Origin of the sequence: Frankia sp. EI5c (assembly GCF_001636565.1) — a bacterium.
GTDB lineage: Bacteria > Actinomycetota > Actinomycetes > Frankiales > Frankiaceae > Parafrankia.
This window is the reverse complement of record NZ_LRTK01000005.1, coordinates 267,524-293,085: the sequence shown is the minus strand read 5'-3', so window position 1 is coordinate 293,085 and position 25,562 is coordinate 267,524. Positions and strand designations below refer to the sequence as shown.

Genomic DNA, 25,562 nt, shown 5'->3' with positions numbered 1-25,562 from the left:
ATCGACAATTGGCCCGGCAGGGGGAGATCCGGGAGGTGGTTGCCGCGCGCCCGGTCCGTCGAACGGTACTGACAAGCCGAAGGCCAGGGGGGGTCCTGCAGTGACGGATACGGTTTCCGGCGGGTCGAGATCTTTCGGAGGTGGCCCGCGGGGATCCGGCGGGCCCAGGCCATCCGGCAGCCCCTGGCCAGCGGGCGCGACGGGCGTGGTGCCCGATTCCCGCGGCTACTTCGGGCAGGACGAGGCGGTCCATGCCGGTCCACCGGCCCAGCATGACTGGGCCGCGGCTCCGGCCCCACCGGGCTGGCCGGCCCCGCGGGTGGGGCCGGACCGGGAGGGCCGGGAGGGCCGGGAGGAAAGGCCAGCGTTCCCGCCGGGGGGGCGGCACGCCTGGCCCGCGGACGGGGGGCCGTACTCCTTCGCGCAGGTCCACCCGACCCCGGACNCGAGGGACTACCGCGCCCAGATCGGCTGGGAGCGGCGATACGTCCGCCTGCTGGTGCTCTTCGACGCGATCGCCTGCGTGGTCTCCGTGGGTCTTGCGTACTTCGTGCGTTTCGGCGATGTCGTCGACTTCGAGACCAAGCCGGTGTCGTCGAGGCCCTACATCATCATGACGGTCCTGCTGCCGCTGGCCTGGGTCCTGTCGATGTCGCTCAACCGTGCCTACGAGAGCAGGTTCCTCGGCGGCGGCTCGGAGGAGTTCCGCCGGGTGGTGAACGCCGCGGCCCGGCTCACGGCGCTGGTGGCGGTGGCCTCCTACGCGACCAAGGCCGAGATCGCCCGAAGCTATGTGCTCATCGCGTTCCCGGTGGCGACGATGTTGTCGGTGGCCGGCCGGTCCGCGGGCCGCGGCATCCTGCACCGGATGCGGCGGCAGGGGCGCTGCCTGCACCGGGTGCTGGTCGTGGGAGCGGGTGAGTCGGCGGCCACCCTCGTCCGGCTGGCCCAGCGCGACCCCACCTCCGGGTGGTCCGTCGTCGGCGTCTGCCTGGACCGGCTGCCNGGCCGGCACAGCCACGACCGACCCGAACGCAGCGGGTTCGACCTGCTCGGCGTGCCCATCGTCGGCACCTCGGAGAACCTGCACACCGCCATCCAGGCCACCCATGCCACCACGGTCGCCATCGGGCCGCAGATGGACGGAGAGACCCTGCGGCGGGTTCTCTGGGCGCTGGAGGGAAGCGACGTGGACGTCCTGGTCAGCTCCGCGCTGACGGACGTCACCGGGCCGCGGATCTCGATCCGGCCGGTCGCCGGCCTGCCGCTGCTGCACATCGAGGAGCCCGAGCTCAGCGGCACGCGCCGGCTGATGAAGATGGCCTTCGACCGCGTCGTCGCCGGTATCGCGATCCTGCTGTTCTCGCCGCTGCTGATCGGGCTCGGTCTGGCGGTGCGGCTCACCAGCCGCGGCCCGGCGATCTTCAAGCAGACGCGGACCGGCCGCGGTGGGGCCGAGTTCCGGATGTACAAGTTCCGTTCGATGTACGTCGACGCCGAGGCCCGCAAGGCCGAGCTCGAAGCGCTCAACGAGCGGGGCGAGGGCCTGCTGTTCAAGATGCGCGACGACCCCCNGGTCACCAAGGTCGGCAAGTTCCTGCGGAAGTGGTCGCTCGACGAGCTGCCCCAGCTGTTCAACGTGGTCAACGGCACCATGTCACTGGTCGGGCCGCGTCCGCCGCTGCCCTCCGAGGTCGCCCGCTACGAGGACGACGTGTACCGCCGGCTGATGGTCAAGCCCGGCCTCACCGGGCTGTGGCAGATCAGCGGGCGCAGCGATCTGGAGTGGGACGAGTCGGTGCGGCTCGACCTGCGTTACGTGGAGAACTGGTCACTCGCCATGGACTTCGTCATCCTGTGGCGGACGCTGTTCGCGGTGCTCCGCCGCGAGGGCGCCTACTGAGGTTCGCCCTCGATCCAGCCGTCCCGGGCCAGGTGTGCCAGCACCTGGCCCACGGCCTCGGCGGGTGACAGCTCCGCCGTGTTCACGACGACGTCCGCGTTCGTCGGCTCCTCGTAGGGGTCGGACACGCCGGTGAAACCGGGGAGCACTCCCGCGCGGGCCTTGGCGTAGAGGCCCTTGCGGTCTCGTTGCTCGCACACCTCTCGTGGCGTCGACAGGTACACGAGCACGAAGCCCGCGCCCCGGGCCGCACTCATCGCCCGGACCTGCTCCCGCACCTCGGCGTAGGGCGCGATCGGTGCGCAGACCGCGGTACCGCCGGCCCCCGCGACCTCCGCGGCGACGAAGCCGATGCGGCGCACGTTGGTCTCCCGGTCGGCGCGGGAGAAACCCAGGCCCTGGGACAGGTGCGTCCGCACGACGTCCCCGTCCAGCAGGGTGACCCGGCGGCCTCGTTCCAGCAGCCGGCAGACCAGCAGCCCGGCCAGCGTCGACTTGCCCGCTCCGGAGAGCCCGGTGAACAGGATCGTCAGCCCGCGCCGGGACCGCGGCGGGACGGCGCGGACGAGCTCGTCGGCCACCCCCGGCGGCGTCAGCTCCGCCGGCAGCGGGGCACCCACGTCCAGCAGGGCCGCCAGTTCGCCGGACCCGGGAGCGCCGATCGCCGGCCCGGTGAGGCTCCCGCCGCAGCCGTAGACCTCGGCGAGGTGCGCGCGCAGGGCGATGATCTCGGCCGTCGTGTCGATCAACGGCCCGCCGGCCTCGGGCTCGTCGGGCAGCCCCCCCGGCGAGGTGGCGCTCATCGTGGGCTCGCGGGGGGCCGCGAGCTCGCTGGCCGGCACCACCGGTACCAGTACCAGCATGCTCCGGTGACCGCCCGGCTCCGGGCCGGCCGCCTCGGGCGGCGAGGCCGCCGGTCGCCCCCGGGCGCCGTTACCGCGGACCGCCTCCGACGCGAACGGCTCATGGGCCAGCGTGGCCTCGGCCGGCCGCGGGGCTGCGTCGATCGCGTTCAGGGCCGCGAGCAGGCAACGCACCCGGAGATGGTGGGCTCCGTCGGCCGGATCGGCACCGCCGACCGGAGCCAGAATCACGCAGTGCCGGCCGCGGCGGGTCAGCGCGCGGATCCGCCCGACGTCCGCCGTATGCAACAGGCCGTCAGCCCAGACTGCCCAGGGTGCGCCGGTCCCGGACGCCGTCCAGCCGCGGGCGGCGAGCTCGGCCCGCAGCTGTGCCGGGGTGAGCCGCAGCGCCGGGTAGTCCGGGTGGCTGGGGAGCTCCAGGCCCTCGACCGTTCCGACCAGACGCGTCCGCGCGTGGCCCGCGGATGTTCCGGCGGGCACGGGTTCGACCGCCAGCAGCCGCAGCGCGGCGATCATCACCCCCTCGCGGTCCCGCAGCGCGACGTCCGTGCCGGTGGTCAGCTCGGCCGCGACCTCCGCCGGCACCGACAGCTCGGGCACCGGCGGGCCACCGGGCTCCCGGACCTGGTCGAAGTAGCTCGGCGCGGGGCCGAAGGCACCCAGCAGCATCAGCTCCAGATCGGCGAGCTGGCGGGCGTCCAGGACGATCGAGGGCCAGGACAGCGAGGCGGCACGCAGCTCACGGGCCCGCTCGGGCCGGACGATGCCGCTGGGCTGGCCCGCTGGCGCGTGGAAGTGGTCCTGGTCCTCGGGGGCGGCGGGCAGACCGGCCGCGTCGTGGACACCGCCGCGCGGGTTCCGGGCGAACGAGCCGACATCGTTGTCGGAGGTGGCGCTCACACCGCGACGGTAACGGGTCCGCCACGCCTCGGTGAACCGCACGGCGCCGCCCGGGGGTGCACATCCGACACACGACCGCAGCCCCGGCATGCTCGCGGCGGCCCGTCCCGTGCGCGAGTATCGGTCCCGTGGACCTGCCTGTGTCGCCGCCGGTGAAGCCGATGCTCGCCCGGGCCACGGCCAGAATCCCCCCGGGCATGTTGTACGAGCCGAAGTGGGATGGTTTCCGCGCGCTGGTGTTTCGCGACGGTGCCGAACTGGAGATCACCTCGCGGAACACCCGGCCGATGACCAGGTACTTTCCGGAGTTGGTCGAGGTGCTGCTGGCGGTCCTGCCAGACCGCTGTGTCCTGGACGGCGAGATCGTGGTCATCGGCCCCGGGGGTCTGGACTTCGAGGAGCTCGCCCAGCGGGTCCACCCCGCGGCCAGCCGGGTCGACCGGCTCGCGCGCGAGACTCCGGTCTCGTTCGTGGCCTTCGATCTGCTCGCGCGCGGCGACACCGCGCTGATGGGCCAGCCGTTCGCGCGGCGGCGGGCGGCGTTGGAGGATGTCCTCGGCGGCAGGTCCGCGCCGGCGCTGGCCACCGCGGCACGGGAGGAGGCCACGGCGGAGCGCGCCGCCACCGGGCCCGCGCCCGGGCGTCTCCCGGCCGCGGTCTACCTCACGCCGTCGACAGCTGACCTGGGGCTGGCCACGGAGTGGTTCCACCGTTTCGAGGGCGCCGGGCTCGACGGCCTGGTCGCCAAGCCGCCCGACGGGCGCTACGAGCCGGACCGGCGTTCCATGATCAAAATAAAGCACGAGCGCACCGCGGACTGTGTCGTCGCCGGCTACCGGCCCTACCGCAATGATCCGGCGGCGGTCGGCTCCCTCCTGCTCGGCCTCTACACCGACGACCACCTGCTCTCGGTCGGGGTGACATCGGCCTTCCCGATGGCCCGCCGCCGGGAGCTGGTGGGCGAACTCGCGGACCTGGTGAGCCCGATCGCCGGGCATCCCTGGGACCGGCCCGGGGCCCGAGCCGGGGCCGGAGCCGCCGGGGAGACGGAAGCGGGACTCGCAGGCGCAGCCGTGGCCACGCGGACGCCGTGGGACGCGGGCGAGAGCAGGTGGTCCCGAGGCCGGGATCTCTCCTTCGTCCCGTTGCGGCCCGAGCGAGTGGTCGAGGTGCGGTATGACCATATGGAGGGACCCAGGTTCCGCCATACGACCCAGTTCGTCCGGTTCCGCCCTGACCGTGATCCGCGCGAGTGCACCTATGCGCAGCTCGAACGCCCGGTGAGCTTCGACATCGCCGACGTCCTGGGTCTTCCGCCGGCCTGACCCGGCTGACCGCGGGCATCCGTCGTTCATCGCGCGCTCCGTCATCGCGGTGCCGGGTCCTCGGCGGCCGGAGGCTGGGCCCACCCCGGCCCCCACCCGGGGGCCACGTCAGCCGGGAGCCCGCCGAGCGCCGACGACAACCGGTCGTTGTTCGCCACGATCGCGGGGCTGGCCAGCCAGCGGGCGTAGGCCGAGCGCTGCTGAAGGCTCATGGCCTCCACGGCGATCGGCTCGTCGCCGGGGCCGAGGAAGTCGTCCCGCGGGCCGGTGATGAAACCGTCGGAACGGGGATCCCCGGTGTAGACGCGGATCGAGCCGTCATCCGCCGTCACGCGCACCGGACGCGGCGGGTCGCTGTCCCGCCGGCGCCACAGGTCCGCCACGGAGGCGCGGTAGCGGGACTGCCAGCCGGGATACCGCCGGAGCCCGGCACGCAGGTCGGCCAGGATCGCGCGGGAGCCCTCCGTGGGCAGGGTGGAGACGGCCTGCCGGACCCGCGCCTCCACGATCTCGACGGTCAGCCCGCGCGCGAGGTTCGTGAGTGTCCTGACCAGGCTCGTGCCGTCGATGGACTTGGCCGTCTCGGCCAGGATGTCCAGCAGCACCGCGGTGCGTCGCTGGTGGGCCGCCAGCGCCGCCGCGTAGGCGTTGAGTTCCGCCTCGGCGGTGGCCGTGAGGGCCGTGCCGAAGAAGGCCGCGACCTCGTTCGACTGGTGGTAGGCAAGCGCTCGGGGACTCGCCGGGTAGTGCCCCGTGTCGGCCCGGTTGTAGCCGCGGGTCGCCGCCCAGGCCCGCTGCTCCAGGTCGGCGGCGAAGGTCACGGCGTCGGCCGCGAGCAGCGGGGCGCTGGACCCACCGCGCAGGCTTGCCCGAAGCAGCGCGGCCCACCGCCCGGCGTCGAGCCCGAGGCCGGGCACGTCGGAGCCGTCCTCCGCGGAAGCCGACGCCGCAGCGGAAGCCGACGCCGCAGGTGCCGGCCCGCCGGGCGGCAGCGGAGTGGTCACGGCCGCATAGAGATCATCTCGCCAGGCGTGCAGTACCTGACCGTAGGCGGCGCTCATGTGGGGGGAGACCCGGCCGCCCCCGCCGCCGGACTCTCCGCCGGCCCCGGACACCAGGTTGACGAGGCGAGTCACGAAGTCCTGGGCCGCGGCCGGCGCCGCTGCCCGTGCGGCGGCGCCGCCGGCCGCGGCGACCAGGTCCGCGCGCGGGCCCTCCAGCCGCGCGGACCAGGCGTCGCCACCAGGGCGCAGGCCCGCGGGCAGGCCGTCACCGAGCAGCTGGGAGGCTCCCAGGATGCGGGGAAGATGGCGGGCGGCGAACGTCGGCGCGAGCCGTGGATCCGCCGCGATCGCGCGCAGCAGCGCGGCACCGTAGTCCTGGTGGGCGGGCCCGGGCGGCCATGTGCTCCCCCGGCGGTCGCCCCGCGGCCCGACCTGTAGGCCGACGTCACGCAACGAGGTGTCGGCCGTGCCGAGGAACAGATCACCGAGGAGCCCCAGCAGCTTTGGCGCGAACCGCCCATGCCCGAGCAGCGGCCCCAGCAGGGTGGTCTCCACCCGGTCGGGCCGCCCCTGCCGGTTGAAGGCCCGCAGCCAGGACCCGGTCAGGTCGCGCAGGCGGCTGTAGACGGCGAGGCCGCGCCCCAGGACTTCCACCGCGCGCGGCTGGGCGGCGGGACCCGCGGGCTCGAACAGCCGGTGCAGGAGGCGGGCGAGATCAGTGGGTCCGAGACGGTCGTAGAAACCGGCGACAAGATCCGGATCCGTCACCCGGCCGTCCAGGATCGCCAGGACCTCGGCGATCCGGTCCCGGCCACCGGGATCCGGCCGCAGCAGGCGATCGGCAAGCGCGCGGCCCGCGGCCGACGCCTGCTCGGACGTCTCGTAGGCGTCGGGAGCCACCGGGAGGAACACCGCACGGCCCTGACCGCCGGCCCACGGGTCGGCGGCTTCGGCCAGCACCAGGCGGCGGTGCAGCCGGGGCACCTCCCGGTCGGCCCAGGCGTCCACGGCTCGCAGGCGGGCTGGTGTGTCCACCGCCAGCGGGACGGACCCGACGTGGTCCGCCAGCAGGCGCTGCTGCGCCCGCACGGCCTGGCGGAGGTCGCCCATCTTCGTGATCATTCTGTGCAGTGCGTCGGGATCGATGACGACCCGGTCAGCTGGCCCGGACACGGCGCGCCGCCCGCCGGGCTACCGCGGGCCGACCCGCGGCGCGGGCATCGCCCGGGCGGGCCCGGGATGCCGTGCCCGTGGATCCTCGGGGCCCACCTGCTCGGGTTGGGTCGCGAGCAGCTGCCGGCAGGCGGCCACGCAGACATCGACGCTGCCCAGCGCGGCCGCCCGCTGATCACTGGCCTGATGCCACCAGTCGTCGGCCGCCCGGCCCTGCCAGCCGCCCGCGTCGGCCTCGGTGAACAGGGCGCCGAAGACCTCCGCGAGGGCGGCCCGCCCGGTCACCGCCGCCACCAGCGTGGCCTCGACGGCCTCCCGGTAGCGGTTCGGGCTCGGCGTGGCCGGTGTGACCTGCGCGGCCGGTGCGAGCTGTGTGGCCGGTGCGAGCTGTGTGGTCTGTGTGAGCTGTGTGGTCTGTGTGGTTCGTGTTGGCTGCGCGGCCCGTGTGGGCTGCGCGCCTGTGCCGCTGGGATGTGGGGGAGTCATCGAGGCCGCCGTCCGCCGCAGTGATCCGTCAGGTTCCGCGGCCGGGCCCGCGGGATGCGGGGTGGCCGGCCTCGGAGTCAGGAACGACGCTAGCCGCGGGCGGCGGGGCCGGGCCCGGCCCGGGCGGGGCTGTGGACAACGCGGATTCGTTCGGTCGGGCGGGCCCCGGCTGACCGCGCGGCGCGGGAGCTCAGGCGGCCGGGGCCGGGGTGTCGCGACCGAGGCGGAGGAAGAGCACCCCGTCCTCCTCGAGGACGTGCACGAGCCGCAGACCGATCGGCGCCGACCACGGTGGGCCCATCATCATGCCGAGTCGGCCCGGCCCGGCGAGCACCGGCGCGACCGTCACGCACACCTCGTCGAGCAGGCCGGCCGCGGCGAACTGCCCGTGCAGGGTGGGCCCGCCCTCGGTCAGGACGCGCCGCAGCCCCCGGGTGGTGAGCGCGGCGAGGGCGGCCGGTGGCTCGACGGACCGTTCCCCGCAGATCACGATGTCCGCCACGGGCTCCAGTGCGCGCCGCCGGTCGGGCGGAGCGGCTTCACAGGTCAGCAGCAGCGGGCGGACCGGCCCGCCGAAGAGCCGGGCCTGTGGGTCCAGGTCGAGGCGGCCGCTGACGACCGCCACCGGGGGGATGGGCGCGAGCCCGGCCGCGACCCGCCGCTCCTGCCGCTCGCGGGGCACCGGGACAGGACCGTAGTTCTCGGTGCGGGCGGTGCCGGCGCCGACCAGCACGACGTCCGACAACCACCGCAGGAGGCGGAAGACCTTCAGGTCGGCCGGGCCGCCCAGCGCACCCGAACGGCCGTCGATCTCGATCGCGCCGTCGACCGACGCGACGAAGTTGGACCGCACGTGCGCCGCCCCCGCCGCGGGCTCGGGAACGGCGTAAACGGCGTCGAGGTCAACGGTGCCCCCGCTCGCGGGGCCGGAGCCGGCCGCGGCAGGGCTGTCCGCGGCAGGGGTGCCGGCGGCAGGGCTGCCAGCGGTGACGGCGCTGTCCGACGGAACCGGGATGCCAGCGGACAGAAGGATGCGCATCCCCACGACTGTATCCGGGCGACCGCCACCCGCGCCGCGACACCGGCGCCGCACCGCCAGCGCGGTCCGCACCCGGGCTGCTGCCAGGATGGATTCGTGAACACGTACGTCGCGCTCCTGATCGGTGTCCTGATCGTCAGCCTCGCCGGGCTCGGTCTGCTCTATCGCGGCCTGTCCCGCGCCTCCGCCCGCCGTCGCAACGCCCGCTGATCACGCGGCCGCGCACGGGCCGGCCCGTGCGCGGCCGGTAGCCGCCCTTGCGGCCGGCGGCCCCGCTCAGGGCGCAGGCAGGAGCCGCACCACGACGACGGACTCGCCCTCCAGTTCGACCCGGCCCGGCATGTAGGCGAACCCGGGGCTGGAGGCCGCCGGCGCGTCGAAGGGCACGCCTTCCACCGGCACGGCCTGGCGTTCGGCGGCCAGGTTGCAGACCACGGCCACATCGCCGCCGCGGGCGAGCCTGCGCAGCACGAACCAGTTCGCGTCCTCGTCGTAGGTGCAGCGCACCGACGCCAGCGAGGGATCGCTGAGCTGCGGCAGCCGGCGGCGCAGCGCGATCAGCCGGCGGTACCAGTCGAGCAGTGACGCGTGCCCCGGCCGGTCGCGTTCGGCCCAGTCCAGGCGGGACCGCTCGAACGTCGCCGGGTCCTGTGGATCAGGCACGTCCTCCGGTCCCCAGCCGTGGGCGGCGAACTCCCCTCGCCGACCGGTTCGCACCGCCTCCGCCAGACGGGGGTCGACGTGGTCGGTGAAGTACTGCCACGGTGTCGTGGCACCCCACTCCTCGCCCATGAACAGCATCGGCGTGAACGGGGCCGTCAGCAGCAGCGCGGCGCCGATCCGCAGGTGGCCGTCACTGAGGGTCGCGCTCGCCCGGTCGCCGGTCGCCCGGTTGCCGACCTGGTCATGGTTCTGCAGGAACGTCACGAACCGGTAGGCGGGCGTCCGCGGCGGCACCGGTCGTCCGTGCGAGCGCCCACGGAACGTCGAGTACCCGCCGTCGTGGACGAACGCGGAACCCAGGGCCTTGCCGAGGGTCTCGAACGATCCGAAGTCCCCGTAGTAACCCTGCCGCTCGCCGGACAGAGCGGCCCACAGCGCATGGTGGATGTCGTCGGCCCACTGCCCGTCGAGCCCGTGCCCACCGGCGTCGGGTGCCGTGATCATCCGCGGGTCGTTGAGGTCGGACTCCGCCACGGCGAACAGCGGCCGGCGCTGCTGCGTTCCCAGCCGGTGGACCGCGTCGGAGATCTCCTCCAGCAGATGCCGGGCCCGGTTGTCGACGAAGGCGTGCACCGCGTCGAGGCGGAGCCCGTCACAGTGGTAGTCCCGCAGCCAGGTCAGCGCGCTGTCGATGATGAAGGCGCGGACCTCGTCGGAGCCCGGGGCGTCCAGGTTCACCGCCGGGCCCCACGGTGTGCTGTAACGGTCGGTGAAGTACGGCCCGAACCGGCCGAGGTAGTTACCGTCCGGCCCCAGGTGGTTGTAGACGACGTCCATGATCACGCCGAGGCCGTGGCGGTGTGCGGCGTCCACGAACCGCTTGAGGCCCGCCGGCCCGCCGTAGGGCTCGTGCACGGCGAACAGCCCGACTCCGTCGTAGCCCCAGCCGTGCCGCCCCGGGAAGGCGTTCACCGGCAGCAGCTCGACCAGATCGACACCGAGGTCCACGAGATGGTCGAGCCGCTCGATCGCGGCGTCGAAGGTGCCCTGCTCGGTGAACGTGCCGACATGCAGCTCGTACAGCACGCTGCCGGAGAGCGGCACCCCGCGCCAGTGCGTGTCCGTCCAGGGGAAGCGGGCGTGGTCGACGAGCCGGGAGCGCCCGTGGACGCCGTGTGGCTGCCAGGCCGAGCGTGGGTCGGGCAGTTCCTGCTCGCTGTCGTCGACGAGGAAGGCGTAGTCCGTCCCGTGCCGGGCGGCCGGGACCTCGACGGTCCACCAGCCGCCGGCGGCGCTGGACATCCTGTGGACGGCGTCCCGGCTCCCGTCGGAGCCTCCGGCGTCGGCGACGACGAGGCTGACCGTCTTCGCGGCTGGTGCCCACACCCGGAAGTAGCTCATGTCTCCTGTCTACCGGTAGAGGCCCGCCTGTCGGCTCCCGGGCGCGGCACGCTAGGGAGTGCGGACCAGCAGGCTCACGGGGAAGTCGCGCAGCAGCCGCAGGACGTAGGCTGTCCCGCCGTCATGCCGCCGGCCGGTGAGCACATCGGCCCAGCGGCCCTCCGGGAGGGTGACCGTGGTGTCCCGCCAGCCGCCGCCGCGCCGCAGCCCGAGCACCAGCCTGGGCACGACCGTCACCACCGACTCGGAGCGGCAGAACGCCACCACGTGCTCGGCGGCCGAGCCGGACGCCCACAGCGGCCGGTAGGTCCCCTGCTCGCCGAACCATTCCGGATTGTCCCGGCGGATGCGCAGGGCGCGCGCCACGACCAGCAGCTTCGCCGCCCCGGAGTCGTCGAGCACCGGCNGGCGCCGCGGGGCCGCGAGCTCCGAGCCCGGCTCCACGCCCAGCTCGGTGAGCATCTTCGTCCGCTCGCCGAAGTTGACCGGGCGGCGGTTGTCCGGGTCCACCAGCGAGTGGTCCCACAGCTCCTGGCCCTGGTACACGTCGGGGACGCCGGGCATCGTGAGCTGGAGCAGCTTCTGCGCCAGGCTGTTCTGCCGGCCGAGCTCCACCAGGGTGGAGACGTAGGTGTCGAGCGCGGTGACGAACTCCTCGTCCTCCAGCGTGCACTCGATGTAGTTGGTCAGCGCCGACTCGTAGGCGGGATCGGTGTCCGCCCAGGTCGTGTAGTACTTCGCCTCCCGCACTGCCTTGATCATGTACTGGGTGACGCGCTCGGCGGAGATCGGCCAGGCGCCGACGAGCGTCTGCGCCAGCAGGTACATCGTGACGGGGTCGGGCCAGCCCGCCTCGGGGTCGGCGTGCCGCTCGCCGAGACGCGCCAGCCGGCGCACGATGTCCGCCCAGCCCCGCNGGTCCTCCGACAGCACGGCGAGCCGGGCCCGGACGTCCTCGGAGCGCTTGGTGTCGTNGGTGGACAGCGTCGTCATGGTCAGCGGCCACGAGCGCTGGGTGGTGATGTTCGCTTCGTGGAACTCGTTGACGGCACTGCGCGGGTGCCCCGTCGGGTAGGCCGGGAAGTCGCCGGGCGCCCCGCCGACCTCGTTGAGCGCGACCATCGGGACGTAGCGGTAGAAGGCCGTGTCCTCGACGCCCTTCGCCATCACCGGGCCGCACGTCTGCTGGAAGCGCACCACGAACTCGGGGGGCCCGCCGAGGGCCAGGTCCTCGATGAGGTCGATCTCGCTGGCCCGGCCGGGCAGGGCCAACCGGGCCTGCTCACAGGCGCGGACGATGTGGCCGCGCGCCTCCAGGCTCGGGGTGCCGTCCGGCCGGATGTAGGCGCGGTACACCTCGAAGGCGGCGAGCACCTCCCGCAGCGCCTCCCGCAGGCCCGCCCGGGTGAGGTCGGCGCGGTCCCGGCGGGCCTCGGCGAGCGCGAGCCCGGTGAGGCGGTCGACCTCTGGCCGCAGCACGCTCGTCAGCACGTCCATCTTCGCCTGCCGCGCCACCGGCGCGAAGTCGGACGAACGCCCGGTGATCTCGGTGTAGAGGGTGGACATCGTGCGGGCGGACACCGGGTCCAGGAAGAGCCTCGTGAGCCGGTTCAGCGCCTCGTAGCCGGTCGTGCCGTCACAGGCCCAGCCGTCCGGCAGGGCCTCCTCCCGCTCGACGATCTTCTCGATGACCGTCCAGACACCGCCGGTGGCCTCGGCGAGCTGGCGCAGGTACTCCTCCGGGTCGGCGAGGCCGTCCGGGTGGTCGATGCGCAGCCCTTCCAGGTTGCCCGAGCGGACCTGCTCGATCAGCAGGCGGTGGGTGGCGGCGAAGACGTCGGGGTCCTCCTGGCGCAGCCCGGCCAGCGAGGAGATGTCGAAGAACCGGCGGTAGTTCAGCTCCGNGCCGCCGACCCGCCACCAGCACAGCCGGTAGTACTGCGCGTCGAGGGTGGCCGCGACGTCGGCCGGGTTGGCCGTGCCGGCCGCGACCGGCAGCACGTGGTCGTAGTAGACGATGACCCACTCGCCGTCCTCGTCCTGCTCGACGGTGATCTCGTCGGCGGCGAGACTGTCCGCGAGCGACTGGCCGAGCAGCGGCAGCAGCACCCGCCCCGGGTTGTCGGGGGAGTCCCAGTCGATGTCGAACCAGGAGGCGTAGGGGGAGTCGGGGCCCTCGCGCAGCACCGACCACCAGGCCGTGTTGGTGGTGCCGGGGGTCAGCACCGCCATGTGGTTCGGCACGACGTCCGCGATGAGCCCGAGTCCGGCCCGCCGGGCGGCGGCCACCAGGCGGCGCAGGCCACCGAGCCCGCCCAGTTCGGGGCTGATCTGGCTGTGGTCGACGACGTCGTAGCCGTGCGTCGACCCGGGCGCCGCCTCCAGGATGGGTGACAGGTACAGGTGGGAGACCCCGAGTGCCGCCAGATAGGGAATGATCACGGCGGCGTCGGTGAACGAGAACTCCATGTGCAGCTGGAGGCGGTACGTCCCGGTGGGGACGGCCCGCCGCTCGCTGCCACCCTGCTGGCCGTCCCGACCCGGGCCGCCGTCGCGGCGGCGGTCGTGCGGCGCGTGTCGTTCGGTGGCCCCGCGCCGGTCGGGGCCACCCGGCCGGTCAGCTGACACGGCGTAGCACGAGGGTGGCGCGGGCGTCGATCTCGAGCGGGTCCTCGGCCTTGACCACCCGCTCCACGTCGACGGCATCCAGCTCGGTGCCACCGAGCATCGCCGCGATCTCTGCGCTCGACTGGCGCGTGTCCACGATGATCTCCCAGGTGGTGCCGAAGTTGGCCGGTGGTACCCGGAACCGGATCGGCTCGTGGTGGGCGTTGAAGAACAGCAGGAAGGAGTCGTCGACGGTCGCCTCTCCGAGCGCGTTCGGATCCGGGATGCCGAGCCCGTTCAGAAAGCATCCGAGCGAGCGCGCCGTTCCGGACTCCCAGTCGGTGTCGGACATCTCGCAACCGTCGGGACGAAGCCAGACTATGTCCTTGGCGGCCGGGTCGACGGTTTCCGCGCCGTCGGGCCGCCCACCCGCGTTGTCCTCGCCGCCGGCCGAGCCGCGGATCGACTCGCCCTGGAAGTACCGCCGGCGCCGGAAGACCGGGTGCGCCCGGCGCAGATGTGCCACCTGGGCGGTGAAGTCGATGAGATCGGCGTTGCGCTCGGCGTCGGACCAGTCCAGCCACGAGACCGGGGTGTCCTGGCAGTAGGCGTTGTTGTTGCCGCCCTGCGTGCGGCCCATCTCATCGCCGGCCACCAACATGGGCACCCCCTGGGAGAGGAGCAGGGTGGCCAGCAGGTTGCGGGCCTGGGCCCCCCGCAGCCGGTTGATCGCCGGGTCGTCGGTGGGGCCTTCCACACCGCAGTTCCACGAGCGGTTGTCGTCGGAGCCGTCCCGGTTCTCCTCGCCGTTGGCCTCGTTGTGCTTCTCGTTGTAGGAGACCAGGTCGCGCAGGGTGAAACCGTCGTGGGCGGTGATGAAGTTGATGGAGGCCGACGGCCGGCGGCCGCTGCTTTCGTACAGGTCGGAGGAGCCGGTCAGCCGGGAGGCGAACTCCGCGATGCCGTGGTCCTGCCCGCGCCAGAAGTCGCGGACGGTGTCGCGGTACTGGCCGTTCCACTCGGTCCACAACGGCGGGAAGTTACCGACCTGGTAGCCGCCCTCGCCCAGGTCCCACGGCTCGGCGATCAGCTTCACCTGGGAGACCACCGGGTCCTGCTGGACGAGGTCGAAGAACGACGACAGCCGGTCGACGTCGTAGAACTCGCGAGCCAGGGTCGCCGCCAGGTCGAAACGGAAACCGTCCACGTGCATCTCGGTGACCCAGTAGCGCAGCGAATCCATGATCAGCTGCAGGACGTGGGGGTGCCGGACCCGCATGCTGTTCCCGGTGCCGGTGTAGTCCATGTAGTAACGCTGGTCGTCGTCGACCAGCCGGTAGTAGGCCTGGTTGTCGATGCCGCGGAAGCACAGCATCGGGCCCATGTGGTTTCCCTCGGCGGTGTGGTTGTAGACCACGTCGAGGATCACCTCTATGCCGGCCTCGTGCAGGTTGCGCACCATCCCCTTGAACTCCTGCNCCTGCCGCCCGGCACCGCCTGCGGACGAGTAGGCGTTGTGCGGCGCCAGGAAGGCGATGGAGTTGTATCCCCAGTAGTTGCGCAGACCGCGGCGCACGAGGTGCTCGTCGTGGACGAACTGGTGGACGGGCAGCAGCTCGATGGCCGTCACACNCAGCCGGTGGTAGTGGTCGATCATCACCGGGTGCGCGACTCCGGCGTAGGTGCCCCGGTACTCCTCGGGCAGACCCTCGTGGCGCATCGTCAGCCCGCGCACGTGCGCCTCGTAGATCACGGTCTCGTTGTAGGGCCGCCGCGGCGGCCGGTCACCGTTCCAGTCGAAGAACGGGCTGATCACGACTGACTTCATCATGTGCGGGGCCGAGTCCGCGGTGTTCACGCTCTCGGGGTCGCCGAAGTTGTAGCCGAAGACGGCCTGGTCCCAGTCGATCTCGCCGTCCACGGCCTTCGCATAGGGGTCCAGCAGCAGTTTGCTGGGGTTGCATCGGTGGCCCCGTGCGGGATCATAGGGGCCGTGGACCCGGTAGCCGTACCGCTGTCCCGGCAGCACGGTGGGCAGGTAGGCGTGCCACACGAACGCGTCCCGTTCCCGAAGGTCGATGCGCCGCTCGGCGCCGGAGGCGTCGAACAGGCACAGCTCGACACGTTCGGCGACTTCGGAGAAGATCGCGAAATTGGTGCCGGACCCGTCAAAGGTGGCGCCGAGGGGATAGGGGCTGCCTGGCCAGACCTGTGACATACGCACGAAGCCTACGGCCCGCCACCCCTCGTCGACCCGTGGGCGCGCGAACCGCGGGCGGCCGTTGACCGACACCGTATAGGTTCTTGTTGATCGTTGCTGTCGCGACCGGGGGGAGCAACCCCATGGCGGACGAGGTCGTCTGGGTCATCGTGGCCGGTGCGCTGTTGGTCGGCGAGCTGTTCACGCTCGACCTGGTGCTGGTCATGTTCGCGCTCGCGGCGCTGGTGGGTGCCGGGCTCGCCGCCCTGGGCGCGGAGCTGATCGTGCAGCTGGTCGCGTTCGCCGTGACCTCGGCCGGGTTGACGCTCGGTCTGCGGCCCGTCGCTCGGCGGCACCTCACCCGCGGGCCGCTGCTGCGTACCGGGACGGAGGCGCTGGTCGGGGCGAGCGCCGCGGTCCTCGAGCGGGTGGACGGGACGGACGGGCGCGTCCGGCTCGCCGGAGAGGTGTGGTCCGCTCGTTCCTTCCCGGAGACGGACGTGCTGGAGGTCGGGGCGACGGTGTGGGTTCTGCGGCTCGACGGCGCCCGAGCGGTCGTGTGCCGCGGCGAGGTGAACCCGCCGGCCGTCAGCGGTCCCGAACCCGGGCCCGGTGGGCCCGGTGGGCCCGGGCCAGCCGCGTAGTCGACCCGTCGAACGGCGGGAACGCACGCCGGGGACCTGGACCTCGGCCTTGAGCAAGGAGCTGCAGATGGGCGGAGTCATCGCGGCCGCGGTCGTGGCGCTGGTGGTCCTGATCTTTCTGGTCCGGTCCGTCCGGATCGTGCCGCAGGCCCGGGCGATGGTGGTGGAGCGTCTGGGGCGCTACCACCGCACCCTGACACCGGGGCTGGCGATCGTGGTGCCGGTCGTCGACCGGGTCCGGGAACGCATCGACCTGCGGGAGCAGGTGGTCAGCTTCCCGCCGCAGCCGGTGATCACCGAGGATAACCTCGTCGTCGGCATCGACACCGTCATCTACTTCCAGGTCACCGACCCGCGGGCGGCGACCTACGAGATCGCCGACTTCATCCGGGCCATCGAGCAGCTCACCGTCACCACCCTGCGGAACGTGATCGGCGGCATGAACCTGGAGGCGACGCTGACCTCCCGGGACCAGATCAACGGGCAGTTGCGCGGGGTGCTCGACGACGCGACCGGCCGGTGGGGCATCCGGGTGAACCGGGTCGAGCTCAAGGCGATCGACCCGCCCCGTTCCATCCAGGACTCGATGGAGAAGCAGATGCGCGCCGAGCGGGACCGGCGGGCCGCGATCCTGACCGCGGAGGGCGTGAAGGCGAGCGAGATCCTCCGGGCCGAGGGCGAGAAGCAGGCCGCGATCCTGCGCGCGGAAGGCCACAGGGAGGCACAGATCCTGGCGGCGGAGGGTGAGGCGAAGGCGATCGGCACCGTCTTCGACGCCATCCACGAGGGGGATCCGGACCAGAAGCTCCTCGCCTACCAGTACCTGCAGATGCTGCCGCGGCTGGCCCAGGGGCAGGCCAGCAAGCTGTGGATCGTGCCCAGCGAGCTGACCTCCGCGCTGCAGGGCCTCGCCGGGCCCGGGGGGCTGTTCGACGTCGAGGCCCGCGCCGGCCGTGGCTCCCGGGGAGCCGCGGAGGGTGATGGCGCATAGCTGAGGTGGGGGACACCACATGTGGCACCAGGGGAGGGGGGAGGTCTAGTCCTGGCCCGCTGGTCATGGCACGATCGACTGGCACTCGAGGGGTCCGATGTGACGAGACGCAGGGGAAGGCGTTCCTCGTCGACGGAGGTCCCGCGTGGTGGCAATGTCATCGACAGCCCGTGAGCTGTCATCCGGCTCGTCGTCCTTCGTCGTGCCGGGCAAGTTGGCGGTACTGGCATGCCCGCCGGCACTGTGCCCGCACCTGGAGTTCGCCGTGTCCGGAGCCCTGATCGCCCCGGTTTCGCTGACCTGGACGGCCCAGCCGGGCCGGCCGGGCTTCCTCTGTGCCGGGCTGGAGTGGCGTGCTTCTCCCGGGACGGCCGGCCGGCTCGCCACCGTTCTGCGCCGGCTGGGCCAGGTGACCTTCGAAACGGTCGAGGGTCCCTCACCGGGCTGTGACGCGGAGCGCTACTCGTTCACTCCCGAGCTCGGGCTGCACCGCGCCGCCATCGCCGCCAACGGAGACGTCGTGGTGGGGGAGGCCGCACTGCTGGCGCTCCTGGAGCGCGGCGAGGCGCGGGAGCCCCTCTCGCGGGGCCTGCACCGGCTGCTGGGCACCGCCTGGGACGACGTACTGGAACCACTGCGCCGCGGTGCGCACGGCGCACCGGTAACCTGGCTGCGGCGCACCGGATGATCCGGTCTCCCGGACAGGTCGTGCCCGGGGTGGAACACCCCGGCGGCGGGGTGCCCGCGCCCTTGTGAGTACCCGCTCATCCATCTGTGGTCAAGCCCACATCGTGTTCCCGTGGGCCGGACGGGCACATACCCCCGGGGTCGTGCGTTGTGGGTTGCGCACGACGAGAGCACAACCATTCTGGGAGAACTCAGTGGCCACCGATTACGACACCCCCCGTACAGCTGATATCGAGGACTCCGAGCAGAGCCTGGAGGCGCTCAAGGCCCGGCGGGCGGACGCGGCGGCCGACCTCGGCGACGACGCTGATCCGTTCGAGACCGAGCTCGGCCTGCCGGGTGCCGATCTGTCCGGCGAGGAACTGACTGTCCGCGTCCTGCCACGGCAGGCGGACGAGTTCACCTGCACCAGCTGCTACCTCGTCCACCACCGCAGCCAGCTCCACGATGCCCGGCGGATGGTCTGCCGGGACTGCGCCGCCTGAGCGCGGCTGGATCGTGGGCTGGAAGCGGCCCGCGCCGGGCGGGCGTCATTCAGGGACCTGCACGCCCGCCGCCAACATCCGGGCGACCGCGCGCTCGCGGTCGCCCGCGGCCAGTTCCACGAAGCGCGTGAGCGGGAGCGGAACCCGGGCCGCGAGACCCAGCGCCCGCGCGTCCAGCGCGGTCTCCTGGACGCAGTAGTCGCCGGCCAGGCCGACGACGACGACGCTGGTCACCGCGTGCGCGGCGAGGCGTTCGCCGAGCACCGTGGCGGAACGCTCACCCGAGCGCGCGTCCCGGACGGAGAACGCCGAGTAGCCGTCGCCCCCGTCGACTCCCTTGCGGATGATCTCGCCCGCGATCGTCACGCCGGGGTGCATCTGGGCGCCCGGCGTGTTTCGCACGCAGTGCGGCGGCCAGATCCCGCCGTCGGTGACGAAGTGCGGTGTGGACGGCGGATGCCAGTCCTGGGAGTAGAAGACCGGGGAACCGGCGAGGGTCGCCGCGGCGATCTCTCGGTTCACCCCCGGAACGATCTCTTCGCCGCCGTTGACGTAGAGGCTGCCGCCGACCGCCGCGAAGTCGTTCTGCATGTCGATGACGAGAAGCGCGACTCCGGCCCCGTAGCGCGTGTCCATCGCCCTACTCCGATCCGTTTCCGTTCCGGCGGCGGCGTGTCGCCGGGAATGCCCACCCCTGCCCCACTGTAGGTTGCGGGCGTGCGCAGCCGCGACTACGGACGCGATGTCCTGGCCGAGTCGAGGTCCAGGGCATCCCGACGCCCTCGGACCGTCGATATCGAGCTCGGTCTGGTCGTTGAGGACGCCGACTCGGGGTACTGCGGGGCGGTGGTCGGTGCCGAGGCCGGCGGGGNGACCCTCGAGGACCGCCACGGCCGCCGGCGGATGTTCCCACTCGCCGAGGGCGCGTTCCTGTTGGAGGGCGAGCGGGTGACACTGGTCCGCGCGCGGCCCGCCGCGCCGTCCCGGCCCGGCCGCACCGCCTCGGGGTCGGTCGCGGTTCCCGGCCAGCCCGCTCGGGTGGCCAGGGCGAGCCGGATCTATGTCGAGGGCCTGCACGACGCCACGCTGGTCGAACGGGTGTGGGGCGACGACCTGCGAATCGAGGGAGTCGTCGTCGAGCCGTTGGACGGCGTCGACGAGCTGCCGGGAATCGTCCGTGGGTTCCGGCCGGGGCCGGGACGCCGGCTCGGGGTCCTGGTCGACCATCTCGTTCCGGGCTCCAAGGAGAGCCGGGTGGCGGGCGCCGTCGTCGGTGAGCACGTGCTCGTCACCGGCCACCCCTACATCGACATCTGGCAGGCGGTGAAACCGGCGTCGGTCGGGATCGCGGCCTGGCCGGAGGTGCCTCGCGGGCAGCCGTGGAAGGAAGGCGTCTGCGCCGCCCTGGGGGTCACGGATGCGGGCGAGATGTGGCGGCGGGTGCTCGCCGCGGTCAACACCTACGCAGACCTGGAACCAGGCCTGTTGCGGGCGGTTGAAGAGCTGATCGACTTCGTCACCGCTCCGTGACGGATGGGGCGGGGTGGGGTGACCGGTCGCAGGGCCGACGAGTCGGGGCGTATAGGGTTACCGGCGGCTGGTCTGGGCGTTCGGGCTCGCCGTCCCGGTCCGGGGCGGGTGCCGCCCGGCGCTGGAGCCGCGCCCTGATCGCCTGAGCCTGGATCGGCTGGGCCGTAGGGGGGCGCACAGGGAGCGGGGGGCGTCCATGCCCAGGAGCTCACCCGGGAGCTCACCGAGGAAGTTGCCCAGGGCGGTGGTGTCGCCCTTCACGATGCTCGCGGTGGCGGCCGTCCTGGCCATCGCCGTGGCCGTGGCCGGCCTGGCCTACTGGCCCCGGGGCGACCGGGGCGACGGGGCACGCCGGTCGGGCACCGAGGCCGCGTCGCTGCTGGGTGGCCAGGGCCTGGCGGGGCGGACGGTGGTGCTCGACCCCGGTCACAACGGTGGCAACGGCAGCCACTCGGCGGATATCGGCCGTCGCGTCGATGCCGGTGGGTTCCAGAAGGAGTGCGACACCGTCGGTGCGCAGACCGCGGACGGGTACCCCGAGCACGCCTTCAGCTTCGACGTGGCGACGAGGGCCGCGGACGCCCTGCGCGCGCTCGGCGTGACGGTGATCCTCACCCGGTACGACGACGAGGGTGTGGGACCCTGCGTCGACGAGCGGGCCCGGATCGGCAACGCCGCCGAGGCCGACGCGGTGGTCTCCATCCACGCGGACGGAGGGCCGTCGGCGGGCAGCGGGTTCCACGTGATCGCGCCGGCGGCCAGTCCCGACGGCGGAAACGGCGGCATCCTCGGCGCGTCGGCACAGCTGGCCGACCTGCTGCGGGAGTCCTTCGGGGCCGCGACCGGACAGCCGCGCGCGGACTATCTCGGCGAGGACGGCATCACGGTCCGGTCGGACCTCGGCGGGCTGAACCTCTCCCGGGTCCCGAAGGTCTTCCTCGAATGCGGGAACATGCGCAATCCGGGCGACGCCGCTCGGATCAGCGATCCCGCCTGGCGCCAGCAGGCCGCGGAAGGGCTCGTCGACGGGCTCGTCACGTTCCTGGCCGGAACGGGCGGCTCGGGGCCGCCGAGCACGGGTGTCGGTGCGCAGGGCCCCGTGCCCCGGCCGAGAACCGTCACGTGACGTGACGCCCGAGGGCCGGCCGGCCGAGTGAGGCTGACCGGCCGGCTGGCCGGGTCACGGCCCGGCTGGCTGGCTGGCTGGGATGAACCCCGAACGCTTCTCGGCCGTTTCTCCCGGGCAGGCCGGAAACGAAAACGGCCACTCCGGGTGGAGTGGCCGTACTCGTTGCGCCGCAGCGCTTACGGAGTGGTGGGCGATACTGGGATTGAACCAGTGACCTCTACCGTGTCAAGGTAGCGCTCTCCCACTGAGCTAATCGCCCGTAACAGGATCAGAGGCGGAGGCGGGAATCGAACCCGCGTACAGGGCTTTGCAGGCCCTTGCCTAAACCACTCGGCCACTCCGCCATGAAAGGCCGTTATGGCTTCATCTCTGACCACACCGCTTCCGAGCGGACGACGGGATTCGAACCCGCGACCCTCACCTTGGCAAGGTGATGCTCTACCACTGAGCCACGTCCGCATGCTCCGCAGATTTCCCTCCCTCGAAGANGGAGGGCGGTCGGCCGACCGGATCGGCTTCCCGCTTGGCGGTGCAGGTAGCACTCTAGCGGACGATCGGGGCGGTCGTCGAATGTGCGCGTCGCCGTGCCGGGATGTCGCCCGAATGTCGACCGTTTGTCGATCGTGCGTTGAGCTGGCGGTCACTCTCTGCGTCAGGTGTGAGGTGTGGTCGCCCGGCGTCGCCGGGCTGCTGGTCCGGAGCGCCGGGCGAGGGCCTCGGGCCGCCGGGCGGGTGAGGCGACGACCACCTCCGGCCCAGGCGCGGCCGGCCACGGCGGTACCGTGATCGGAGTGACGGCCTCGGACAGGGGCACCACGAACGGGGGAACGACCTTCAGGAGCGGCGCGTAATGCGGTCACGGGTGGCTGGTTCGACCGTCCNCCGGGCGGCCCGGGGCCGGCAGTCCTATCTCCTCGCGGGCGGCCTGCTCGCCACCGGCGTGTCGGCGGTCTCGGATGATCTGCGTGTCCTGGACGGCGGCGGCTTCTGGGGCGTGGTCGTCGACTTCGAGGGTCGGGCCCGCTGTGTCCGCTTCCGTGACGTGCGGGCGGCCCCAGATGTCACCTCGCTGGCGGCGGCGCCCTGGCAGGGCCCGCCCCGGGCAGCGTGGACCAGCAGCCTGGACGCGGCCGCGTACGTCGCGGGGGTCGAAGCGGTGCGCGCACAGATCGCCGCCGGTGAGGTCTACCAGGTGAACCTGTGCCGGCTGCTCTCGGCGCCGCTCGGCTCCGGTGCGGCCGGGCCCGACCTCGCGGCTCTGGCGGCGGTGCTGGCCGCCGGTAACCCCGCTCCCTACGCGGTGATCCTGGATGCGCCCGAGGCGGACCTGCGCATCGTGGGGGCGTCACCGGAACTGTTCCTGTCCAGGGATGCCGACATCGTCCGTTCCGGCCCCATCAAGGGCACCGGCAGGACGGCGGTCGACCTGCGGGACAAGGATGTGGCCGAGAACGTCATGATCGTTGACCTGGTTCGGAACGACCTGGGGCGGGTGGCCAGGCCGGGCAGTGTCACCGTGCCGGCGCTGTGCCGGGTCGAGGCCCACCCGGGGCTCGTCCACCTGGTCTCCACCGTGCAGGCGGCGCTGGCTCCGGGCGTGGGCTGGGCCGAGCTGCTCGCGGCGACCTGCCCGCCGGGGTCGGTCTCCGGGGCGCCCAAGTCCAGCGCCCTGCGGATCATCGAGCGTCTGGAGCCGGTGGCCCGAGGTCCCTACTGCGGCGGCATCGGCTGGGTCGACGGCGACACCGGGCGGGGCTGGCTGTCGGTGGGCATCCGGACGTTCTGGCTGGCCGACGAGCGGATCTGGTTCGGCACCGGCGCCGGTATCACCTGGGGGAGCGACCCGCAGGCCGAGTGGCAGGAGACCGAGCTGAAGGCCGCCAGGCTGCTGTCGCTGGCCTCGTCGTCGCCGGCACCCGGCCGTGGGCGGGCGGGGGCCGAACAATCGCCCGGGCCCGAGGTGGGGCAGGGCACCGACGCGTGTGTTCCGGCGGCGAGCTGACGGATCGATCGGCCCGGTGGTCGGCCCGGGGATGCCTGGCGCGTCGAACGGACCCCAGGCAGCCGGACGCAACGAAGCCGGACAGGCACGAAGCCGGACACAACGAAGCGCCTGGTGGGGAGTCCCCACCAGGCGCTCAGGTTGGACGGGAGCTGACTCGTACCGGAAGTGCCCGCACCGGCCGGCCCCGGGGTCGGACACGGCGCCGACCCCGGTGATGTCACCGTTCGGGGCCGCCCCAGATCAGCAGCGCGAGTTCGGCGTCCAGATCGATGACGTCGCTCTCCCCGCCGAGGGGTACCGCTGAGTATGTTCGGCGCAGGAAGGCCAGGACCTCGGCCCTTGGCATCTCGAACAACGCGTGACCGGACGGACTGGACAGGGACAGACAGACGATCCGCCCGCCCGACTGCGCGGCGGGCCAGACCTGGACATCGCCGTCGCCGGCCGGCCGCCGTACGCCATCGCTCAGGAGCTGCCGAGCGAAGGTCCATTCGACGACCTCATCGGCCCCGGTACGGAAGCCGATGCTGACCGCGTACGGGTCGGCCGGCTCGTAGCGAACCGTGGCGGCGACCGGAACCGGAGCACCACCGGGAACGACGAGCCGAAGGGCGAGTTCTGCGGTGATCGAATCGTGACGAATAGTCATCGGGCGGCCNCTCATGGTGCGTGGTGCGGGCGAGCACCCGTGTAACGAGATAGTTCCCTCTCTGAGTCCCGTTTGAAACAAGGTTATGCCAGGACAACATCCGTTACGGCGATTCGGGCGAGTTGCCCTGCCCGGGAAGCCCGGCCGGAGTCCCCAGAGAAGACCCGGTCGGGACGGGCCGCGACTGCTGACCGATGGTGGTCAGGCGATCGCTTTCCGCGTTCGACTGAGGGTTCCCCCGAGCACAATGGCCGTTCTACCGAGGCCGTGCCACTCATAGCCTTCCCTGTCCGGACCCGTCTCAACCCCGGCGAGTCCCGGCCAACCCGGCGGTGTCCCGAGGATCGGCCGGAGAGCAGACATGCCCACATCCGTCCGACGGCCACCCCCTGTCCTTCGCCCGGTCGTGTCCGTGTAAGCTGAGTCCAGCCCCGGCGAGGACGCAACACGTCGGGTTGGCGGGGCTGGTCTGAAGGGCTTTGAGGCCAGGTGGTGCCCGGTGTCGGCAGATTCGGCACGGGGTGCCGGTCAGATGGCCCTTCGGGTCGCGCGGGCGTATAGCTCAGGGGTAGAGCGCTGCCTTCACACGGCAGAGGTCCGTGGTTCGAAACCACGTACGCCCACACCGCCGCGCGGCGCTCTTGCCGCGTCCTGCATGGTCAGAGCGCCTCGCGCCTGGCGTTCCCGTTTCGGAGGCCGATCGGCCCGGCCGTCAGGTCCCGCCCCTTTGCCCAGGCCAGCGGCCTGTGCACCGCGGGGAGGCTCTGGTGGCGCCCGCGTGCCGTGACCGCCTCCGCCGATGCGCCGGAACCGACCCGCCTGGTGTCCGTGCGTCTAGCCTGCCCACGCTGAGATCTTGGTGCTCACTTTGGCCGCGGTGGCACTTTGGTGGGGGTTCGGCCTGCGGGGCGCCGCGGGGTCGCCCGCGGGCGGCAGTCGTGCCTCGCACGCGGAGCTGCCGGACCTTCGAGCGAAAGCGTCGCGGCTCGCCGCCCGGCGGCAGCCGCCCGGTGGGTACCGTGGTCCGGACGGGGGAGCGGCGTCGTCGGGGTGGCCCGGCGGTCGCTCCGCACTGGCTCGCGGGCGCGGGAGGCGGCAACGTGCGCAGGGAGGCTCATGTCGGAGCGGCCGGCCGCCGCCGGCGACGGTTCGCACGCCTGGTGGGCCTGTCCCGATGAGCGCAACCGCCGCTCCGGATGGGACGCCGCTCGACGAGCAGGCCGGAGTCGGGCATCCCGACGCCTTCCAGCGCCTCTACACCCCGCACCGCATGGCCTACATCAAGGGGGCGGGCCGGTCGCCGGAGGACGAATGCCNGTTCTGCGCGATCGTCGCGATGACCGATGAGGACGGGCTGGTCGTCGCCCGCGGAAAATCCGTGTACGCCGTACTCAATCTCTATCCGTACAACGCCGGCCATCTGATGGTGGTGCCGTACCGGCACGTCGCCGACTACGCGGCGATGAACTACGACGAGACCGTCGAGATGTCGCTCTTCGTGCAGCACGCGCTGCGGGCGTTGCGGGTCGCCAGCGGTGCGCACGGGTTCAACACCGGTATGAACCTGGGCACGGTGGCGGGCGCCGGGATCGCCGCGCATGTGCACCAGCACGTCGTGCCCCGATGGGGCGGTGACACGAACTTCATGCCGGTGGTCGGGGCCACCCGCGTTCTGCCGGCGCTGCTCGGTCAGACCCGGGAACTGATCGCCGAGGCCTGGGAGAGCACAGCGTCGGCCTGAAGCCACAGCGACGGCCTGAAACCTCGGAGCCGACCTCACCCATGGCTGGTCGGGCGGCCCGAGGTGGCGTGCGGGGGCCTGGCACACCGCCGCGGGCGGAGCGGTCGTTTGCGGATGGTGTCACTGGGCCCGGTACC

Annotated in this window: 18 protein-coding genes, 4 tRNA genes and 11 pseudogenes; 15 read left to right on the top strand and 18 right to left on the bottom strand. The window is 72.7% G+C overall.

The features are described from left to right. Positions 1-446: 446 nt before the first annotated feature. The 3 genes and pseudogenes from UG55_RS31700 to UG55_RS31690 form a co-directional block, all read left to right on the top strand. Positions 447-1,005, top strand: a pseudogene (locus UG55_RS31700) (nucleoside-diphosphate sugar epimerase/dehydratase); the annotation flags it as partial. A gap of 1 nt (position 1,006) precedes the next feature. Then, positions 1,007-1,574: pseudogene (locus tag UG55_RS31695) on the top strand (sugar transferase); the annotation flags it as partial. Between the two features lies 1 nt (position 1,575). Next, on the top strand, positions 1,576-1,903 hold a 328-nt coding region (locus UG55_RS31690), incomplete at its 5' end, for a sugar transferase (protein WP_242423639.1). On the opposite strand, the gene cysC is transcribed toward UG55_RS31690, so the two are convergent. Then, positions 1,897-3,666: an adenylyl-sulfate kinase gene (cysC, locus tag UG55_RS02900; RefSeq protein ID WP_066062678.1), complete on the bottom strand. Its 1,770-nt coding sequence runs from the start codon at positions 3,664-3,666 to the stop codon at positions 1,897-1,899. The two genes, UG55_RS31690 and cysC, sit on opposite strands and share 7 nt — an antisense overlap. Positions 3,667-3,794: 128 nt before the next feature. On the opposite strand from cysC, the gene UG55_RS02895 reads away from it, so the two are divergent. Beyond that, a complete protein-coding gene (locus tag UG55_RS02895; RefSeq protein WP_066062314.1) occupies positions 3,795-4,991 on the top strand; it encodes an ATP-dependent DNA ligase in 1,197 nt (398 codons plus the stop codon). A gap of 41 nt (positions 4,992-5,032) precedes the next feature. Here UG55_RS02895 and UG55_RS02890 read toward each other — a convergent pair whose 3' ends face one another. The 12 genes and pseudogenes from UG55_RS02890 to UG55_RS31655 form a co-directional block, all read right to left on the bottom strand. Further along, the gene (locus UG55_RS02890; protein WP_128422823.1) at positions 5,033-7,168 is read right to left on the bottom strand and encodes a hypothetical protein; all 2,136 of its coding nucleotides are present in this window, start codon (positions 7,166-7,168) and stop codon (positions 5,033-5,035) included. An 18-nt stretch (positions 7,169-7,186) separates the two neighbouring features. Further along, positions 7,187-7,654, bottom strand: a complete 468-nt coding sequence (locus UG55_RS02885) for a hypothetical protein (RefSeq protein WP_199865009.1) — start codon at positions 7,652-7,654, stop codon at positions 7,187-7,189. 190 nt (positions 7,655-7,844) lie between these two features. Then, complete coding sequence (locus UG55_RS02880) at positions 7,845-8,693, bottom strand: pyrimidine reductase family protein (protein WP_066062672.1); 849 nt, start codon at positions 8,691-8,693, stop codon at positions 7,845-7,847. A 276-nt stretch (positions 8,694-8,969) separates the two neighbouring features. Continuing rightward, positions 8,970-10,757 (bottom strand): malto-oligosyltrehalose trehalohydrolase, encoded by a 1,788-nt coding sequence (treZ, locus tag UG55_RS02875; RefSeq protein WP_066062311.1) that lies wholly within the window; start codon positions 10,755-10,757, stop codon positions 8,970-8,972. A 51-nt stretch (positions 10,758-10,808) separates the two neighbouring features. Beyond that, a pseudogene (locus UG55_RS31685) lies at positions 10,809-11,163 on the bottom strand (malto-oligosyltrehalose synthase); the annotation flags it as partial. Between the two features lies 1 nt (position 11,164). After that, a pseudogene (locus UG55_RS31680) lies at positions 11,165-11,673 on the bottom strand (malto-oligosyltrehalose synthase); the annotation flags it as partial. 1 nt (position 11,674) lies between these two features. Beyond that, positions 11,675-11,731, bottom strand: a pseudogene (locus tag UG55_RS31675) (hypothetical protein); the annotation flags it as partial. 1 nt (position 11,732) lies between these two features. Then, positions 11,733-12,661 (bottom strand): annotated as a pseudogene (locus UG55_RS31670) (malto-oligosyltrehalose synthase); the annotation flags it as partial. A 1-nt stretch (position 12,662) separates the two neighbouring features. Next, on the bottom strand, positions 12,663-13,385 hold a 723-nt coding region (locus tag UG55_RS31665; RefSeq protein ID WP_255360407.1), incomplete at its 3' end, for an alpha-amylase family glycosyl hydrolase. Continuing rightward, positions 13,375-14,842: pseudogene (gene glgX / locus UG55_RS02865) on the bottom strand (glycogen debranching protein GlgX); the annotation flags it as partial. The pseudogene glgX and the gene UG55_RS31665, both read right to left, overlap by 11 nt. Before the next feature lies 1 nt (position 14,843). Then, positions 14,844-14,996: pseudogene (locus UG55_RS31660) on the bottom strand (hypothetical protein); the annotation flags it as partial. 1 nt (position 14,997) lies between these two features. After that, positions 14,998-15,582: pseudogene (locus tag UG55_RS31655) on the bottom strand (glycogen debranching enzyme); the annotation flags it as partial. Between the two features lie 125 nt (positions 15,583-15,707). Here UG55_RS31655 and UG55_RS02860 point away from each other — a divergent pair. The 4 genes from UG55_RS02860 (at position 15,708) to UG55_RS02845 (ending at position 18,371) form a co-directional block, all read left to right on the top strand. Next, the gene (locus tag UG55_RS02860) at positions 15,708-16,208 is read left to right on the top strand and encodes an NfeD family protein (protein ID WP_066062304.1); all 501 of its coding nucleotides are present in this window, start codon (positions 15,708-15,710) and stop codon (positions 16,206-16,208) included. Positions 16,209-16,275: 67 nt separating this feature from the next. Further along, positions 16,276-17,199 carry an SPFH domain-containing protein gene (locus tag UG55_RS02855; protein ID WP_066062666.1) on the top strand — a complete coding sequence of 308 codons (924 nt, stop codon included), beginning with the start codon at positions 16,276-16,278 and terminating at the stop codon, positions 17,197-17,199. A 154-nt stretch (positions 17,200-17,353) separates the two neighbouring features. Continuing rightward, on the top strand, positions 17,354-17,887 hold the full coding sequence (locus UG55_RS02850) for a DUF3145 domain-containing protein (RefSeq protein ID WP_066062301.1): 534 nt from the start codon (positions 17,354-17,356) through the stop codon (positions 17,885-17,887). 193 nt (positions 17,888-18,080) lie between these two features. Continuing rightward, positions 18,081-18,371: a DUF4193 domain-containing protein gene (locus tag UG55_RS02845; protein ID WP_066062298.1), complete on the top strand. Its 291-nt coding sequence runs from the start codon at positions 18,081-18,083 to the stop codon at positions 18,369-18,371. A gap of 45 nt (positions 18,372-18,416) precedes the next feature. On the opposite strand, the gene UG55_RS02840 is transcribed toward UG55_RS02845, so the two are convergent. After that, entirely contained in the window at positions 18,417-19,007 is a 591-nt protein-coding gene (locus UG55_RS02840) for an isochorismatase family protein (protein WP_066062295.1), read from the bottom strand. Between the two features lie 81 nt (positions 19,008-19,088). Between UG55_RS02840 and UG55_RS31650 the strand changes: the two are divergent. The 3 genes and pseudogenes from UG55_RS31650 to UG55_RS02830 form a co-directional block, all read left to right on the top strand. Continuing rightward, a pseudogene (locus tag UG55_RS31650) lies at positions 19,089-19,242 on the top strand (DUF3097 family protein); the annotation flags it as partial. 1 nt (position 19,243) lies between these two features. Continuing rightward, a partial coding sequence (locus UG55_RS02835) for a DUF3097 family protein (RefSeq protein WP_242423638.1) occupies positions 19,244-19,901 on the top strand: 658 nt, incomplete at its 5' end. A gap of 196 nt (positions 19,902-20,097) precedes the next feature. Further along, the gene (locus tag UG55_RS02830; protein ID WP_066062290.1) at positions 20,098-21,027 is read left to right on the top strand and encodes an N-acetylmuramoyl-L-alanine amidase; all 930 of its coding nucleotides are present in this window, start codon (positions 20,098-20,100) and stop codon (positions 21,025-21,027) included. A 187-nt stretch (positions 21,028-21,214) separates the two neighbouring features. Here the strand turns inward: UG55_RS02830 and UG55_RS02825 are convergent. The 3 genes from UG55_RS02825 to UG55_RS02815 all read right to left on the bottom strand — a co-directional run bounded on the left by UG55_RS02825 (position 21,215) and on the right by UG55_RS02815 (position 21,489). Continuing rightward, positions 21,215-21,289: transfer RNA gene (locus UG55_RS02825), tRNA-Val, on the bottom strand. A gap of 13 nt (positions 21,290-21,302) precedes the next feature. Then, a tRNA-Cys gene (locus tag UG55_RS02820) sits at positions 21,303-21,374 on the bottom strand. Positions 21,375-21,417: 43 nt separating this feature from the next. Further along, positions 21,418-21,489 (bottom strand) — tRNA-Gly (locus UG55_RS02815). Between the two features lie 423 nt (positions 21,490-21,912). Between UG55_RS02815 and UG55_RS02810 the strand changes: the two genes are divergently transcribed. Beyond that, a partial coding sequence (locus UG55_RS02810) for a chorismate-binding protein (RefSeq protein WP_242423637.1) occupies positions 21,913-23,032 on the top strand: 1,120 nt, incomplete at its 5' end. A gap of 220 nt (positions 23,033-23,252) precedes the next feature. On the opposite strand, the gene UG55_RS02805 is transcribed toward UG55_RS02810, so the two are convergent. Further along, positions 23,253-23,684, bottom strand: coding sequence for an SsgA family sporulation/cell division regulator (locus UG55_RS02805; protein ID WP_018500117.1), 432 nt, complete (start codon positions 23,682-23,684; stop codon positions 23,253-23,255). A gap of 551 nt (positions 23,685-24,235) precedes the next feature. Here UG55_RS02805 and UG55_RS02800 point away from each other — a divergent pair. From UG55_RS02800 to UG55_RS02795, 3 genes and pseudogenes are all read left to right on the top strand, one after another. Continuing rightward, positions 24,236-24,307: transfer RNA gene (locus UG55_RS02800), tRNA-Val, on the top strand. 449 nt (positions 24,308-24,756) lie between these two features. After that, positions 24,757-25,000: pseudogene (locus UG55_RS31645) on the top strand (HIT family hydrolase); the annotation flags it as partial. Between the two features lies 1 nt (position 25,001). Further along, a partial coding sequence (locus UG55_RS02795; RefSeq protein ID WP_242423636.1) for an HIT domain-containing protein occupies positions 25,002-25,425 on the top strand: 424 nt, incomplete at its 5' end. Positions 25,426-25,562 lie beyond the last annotated feature (137 nt).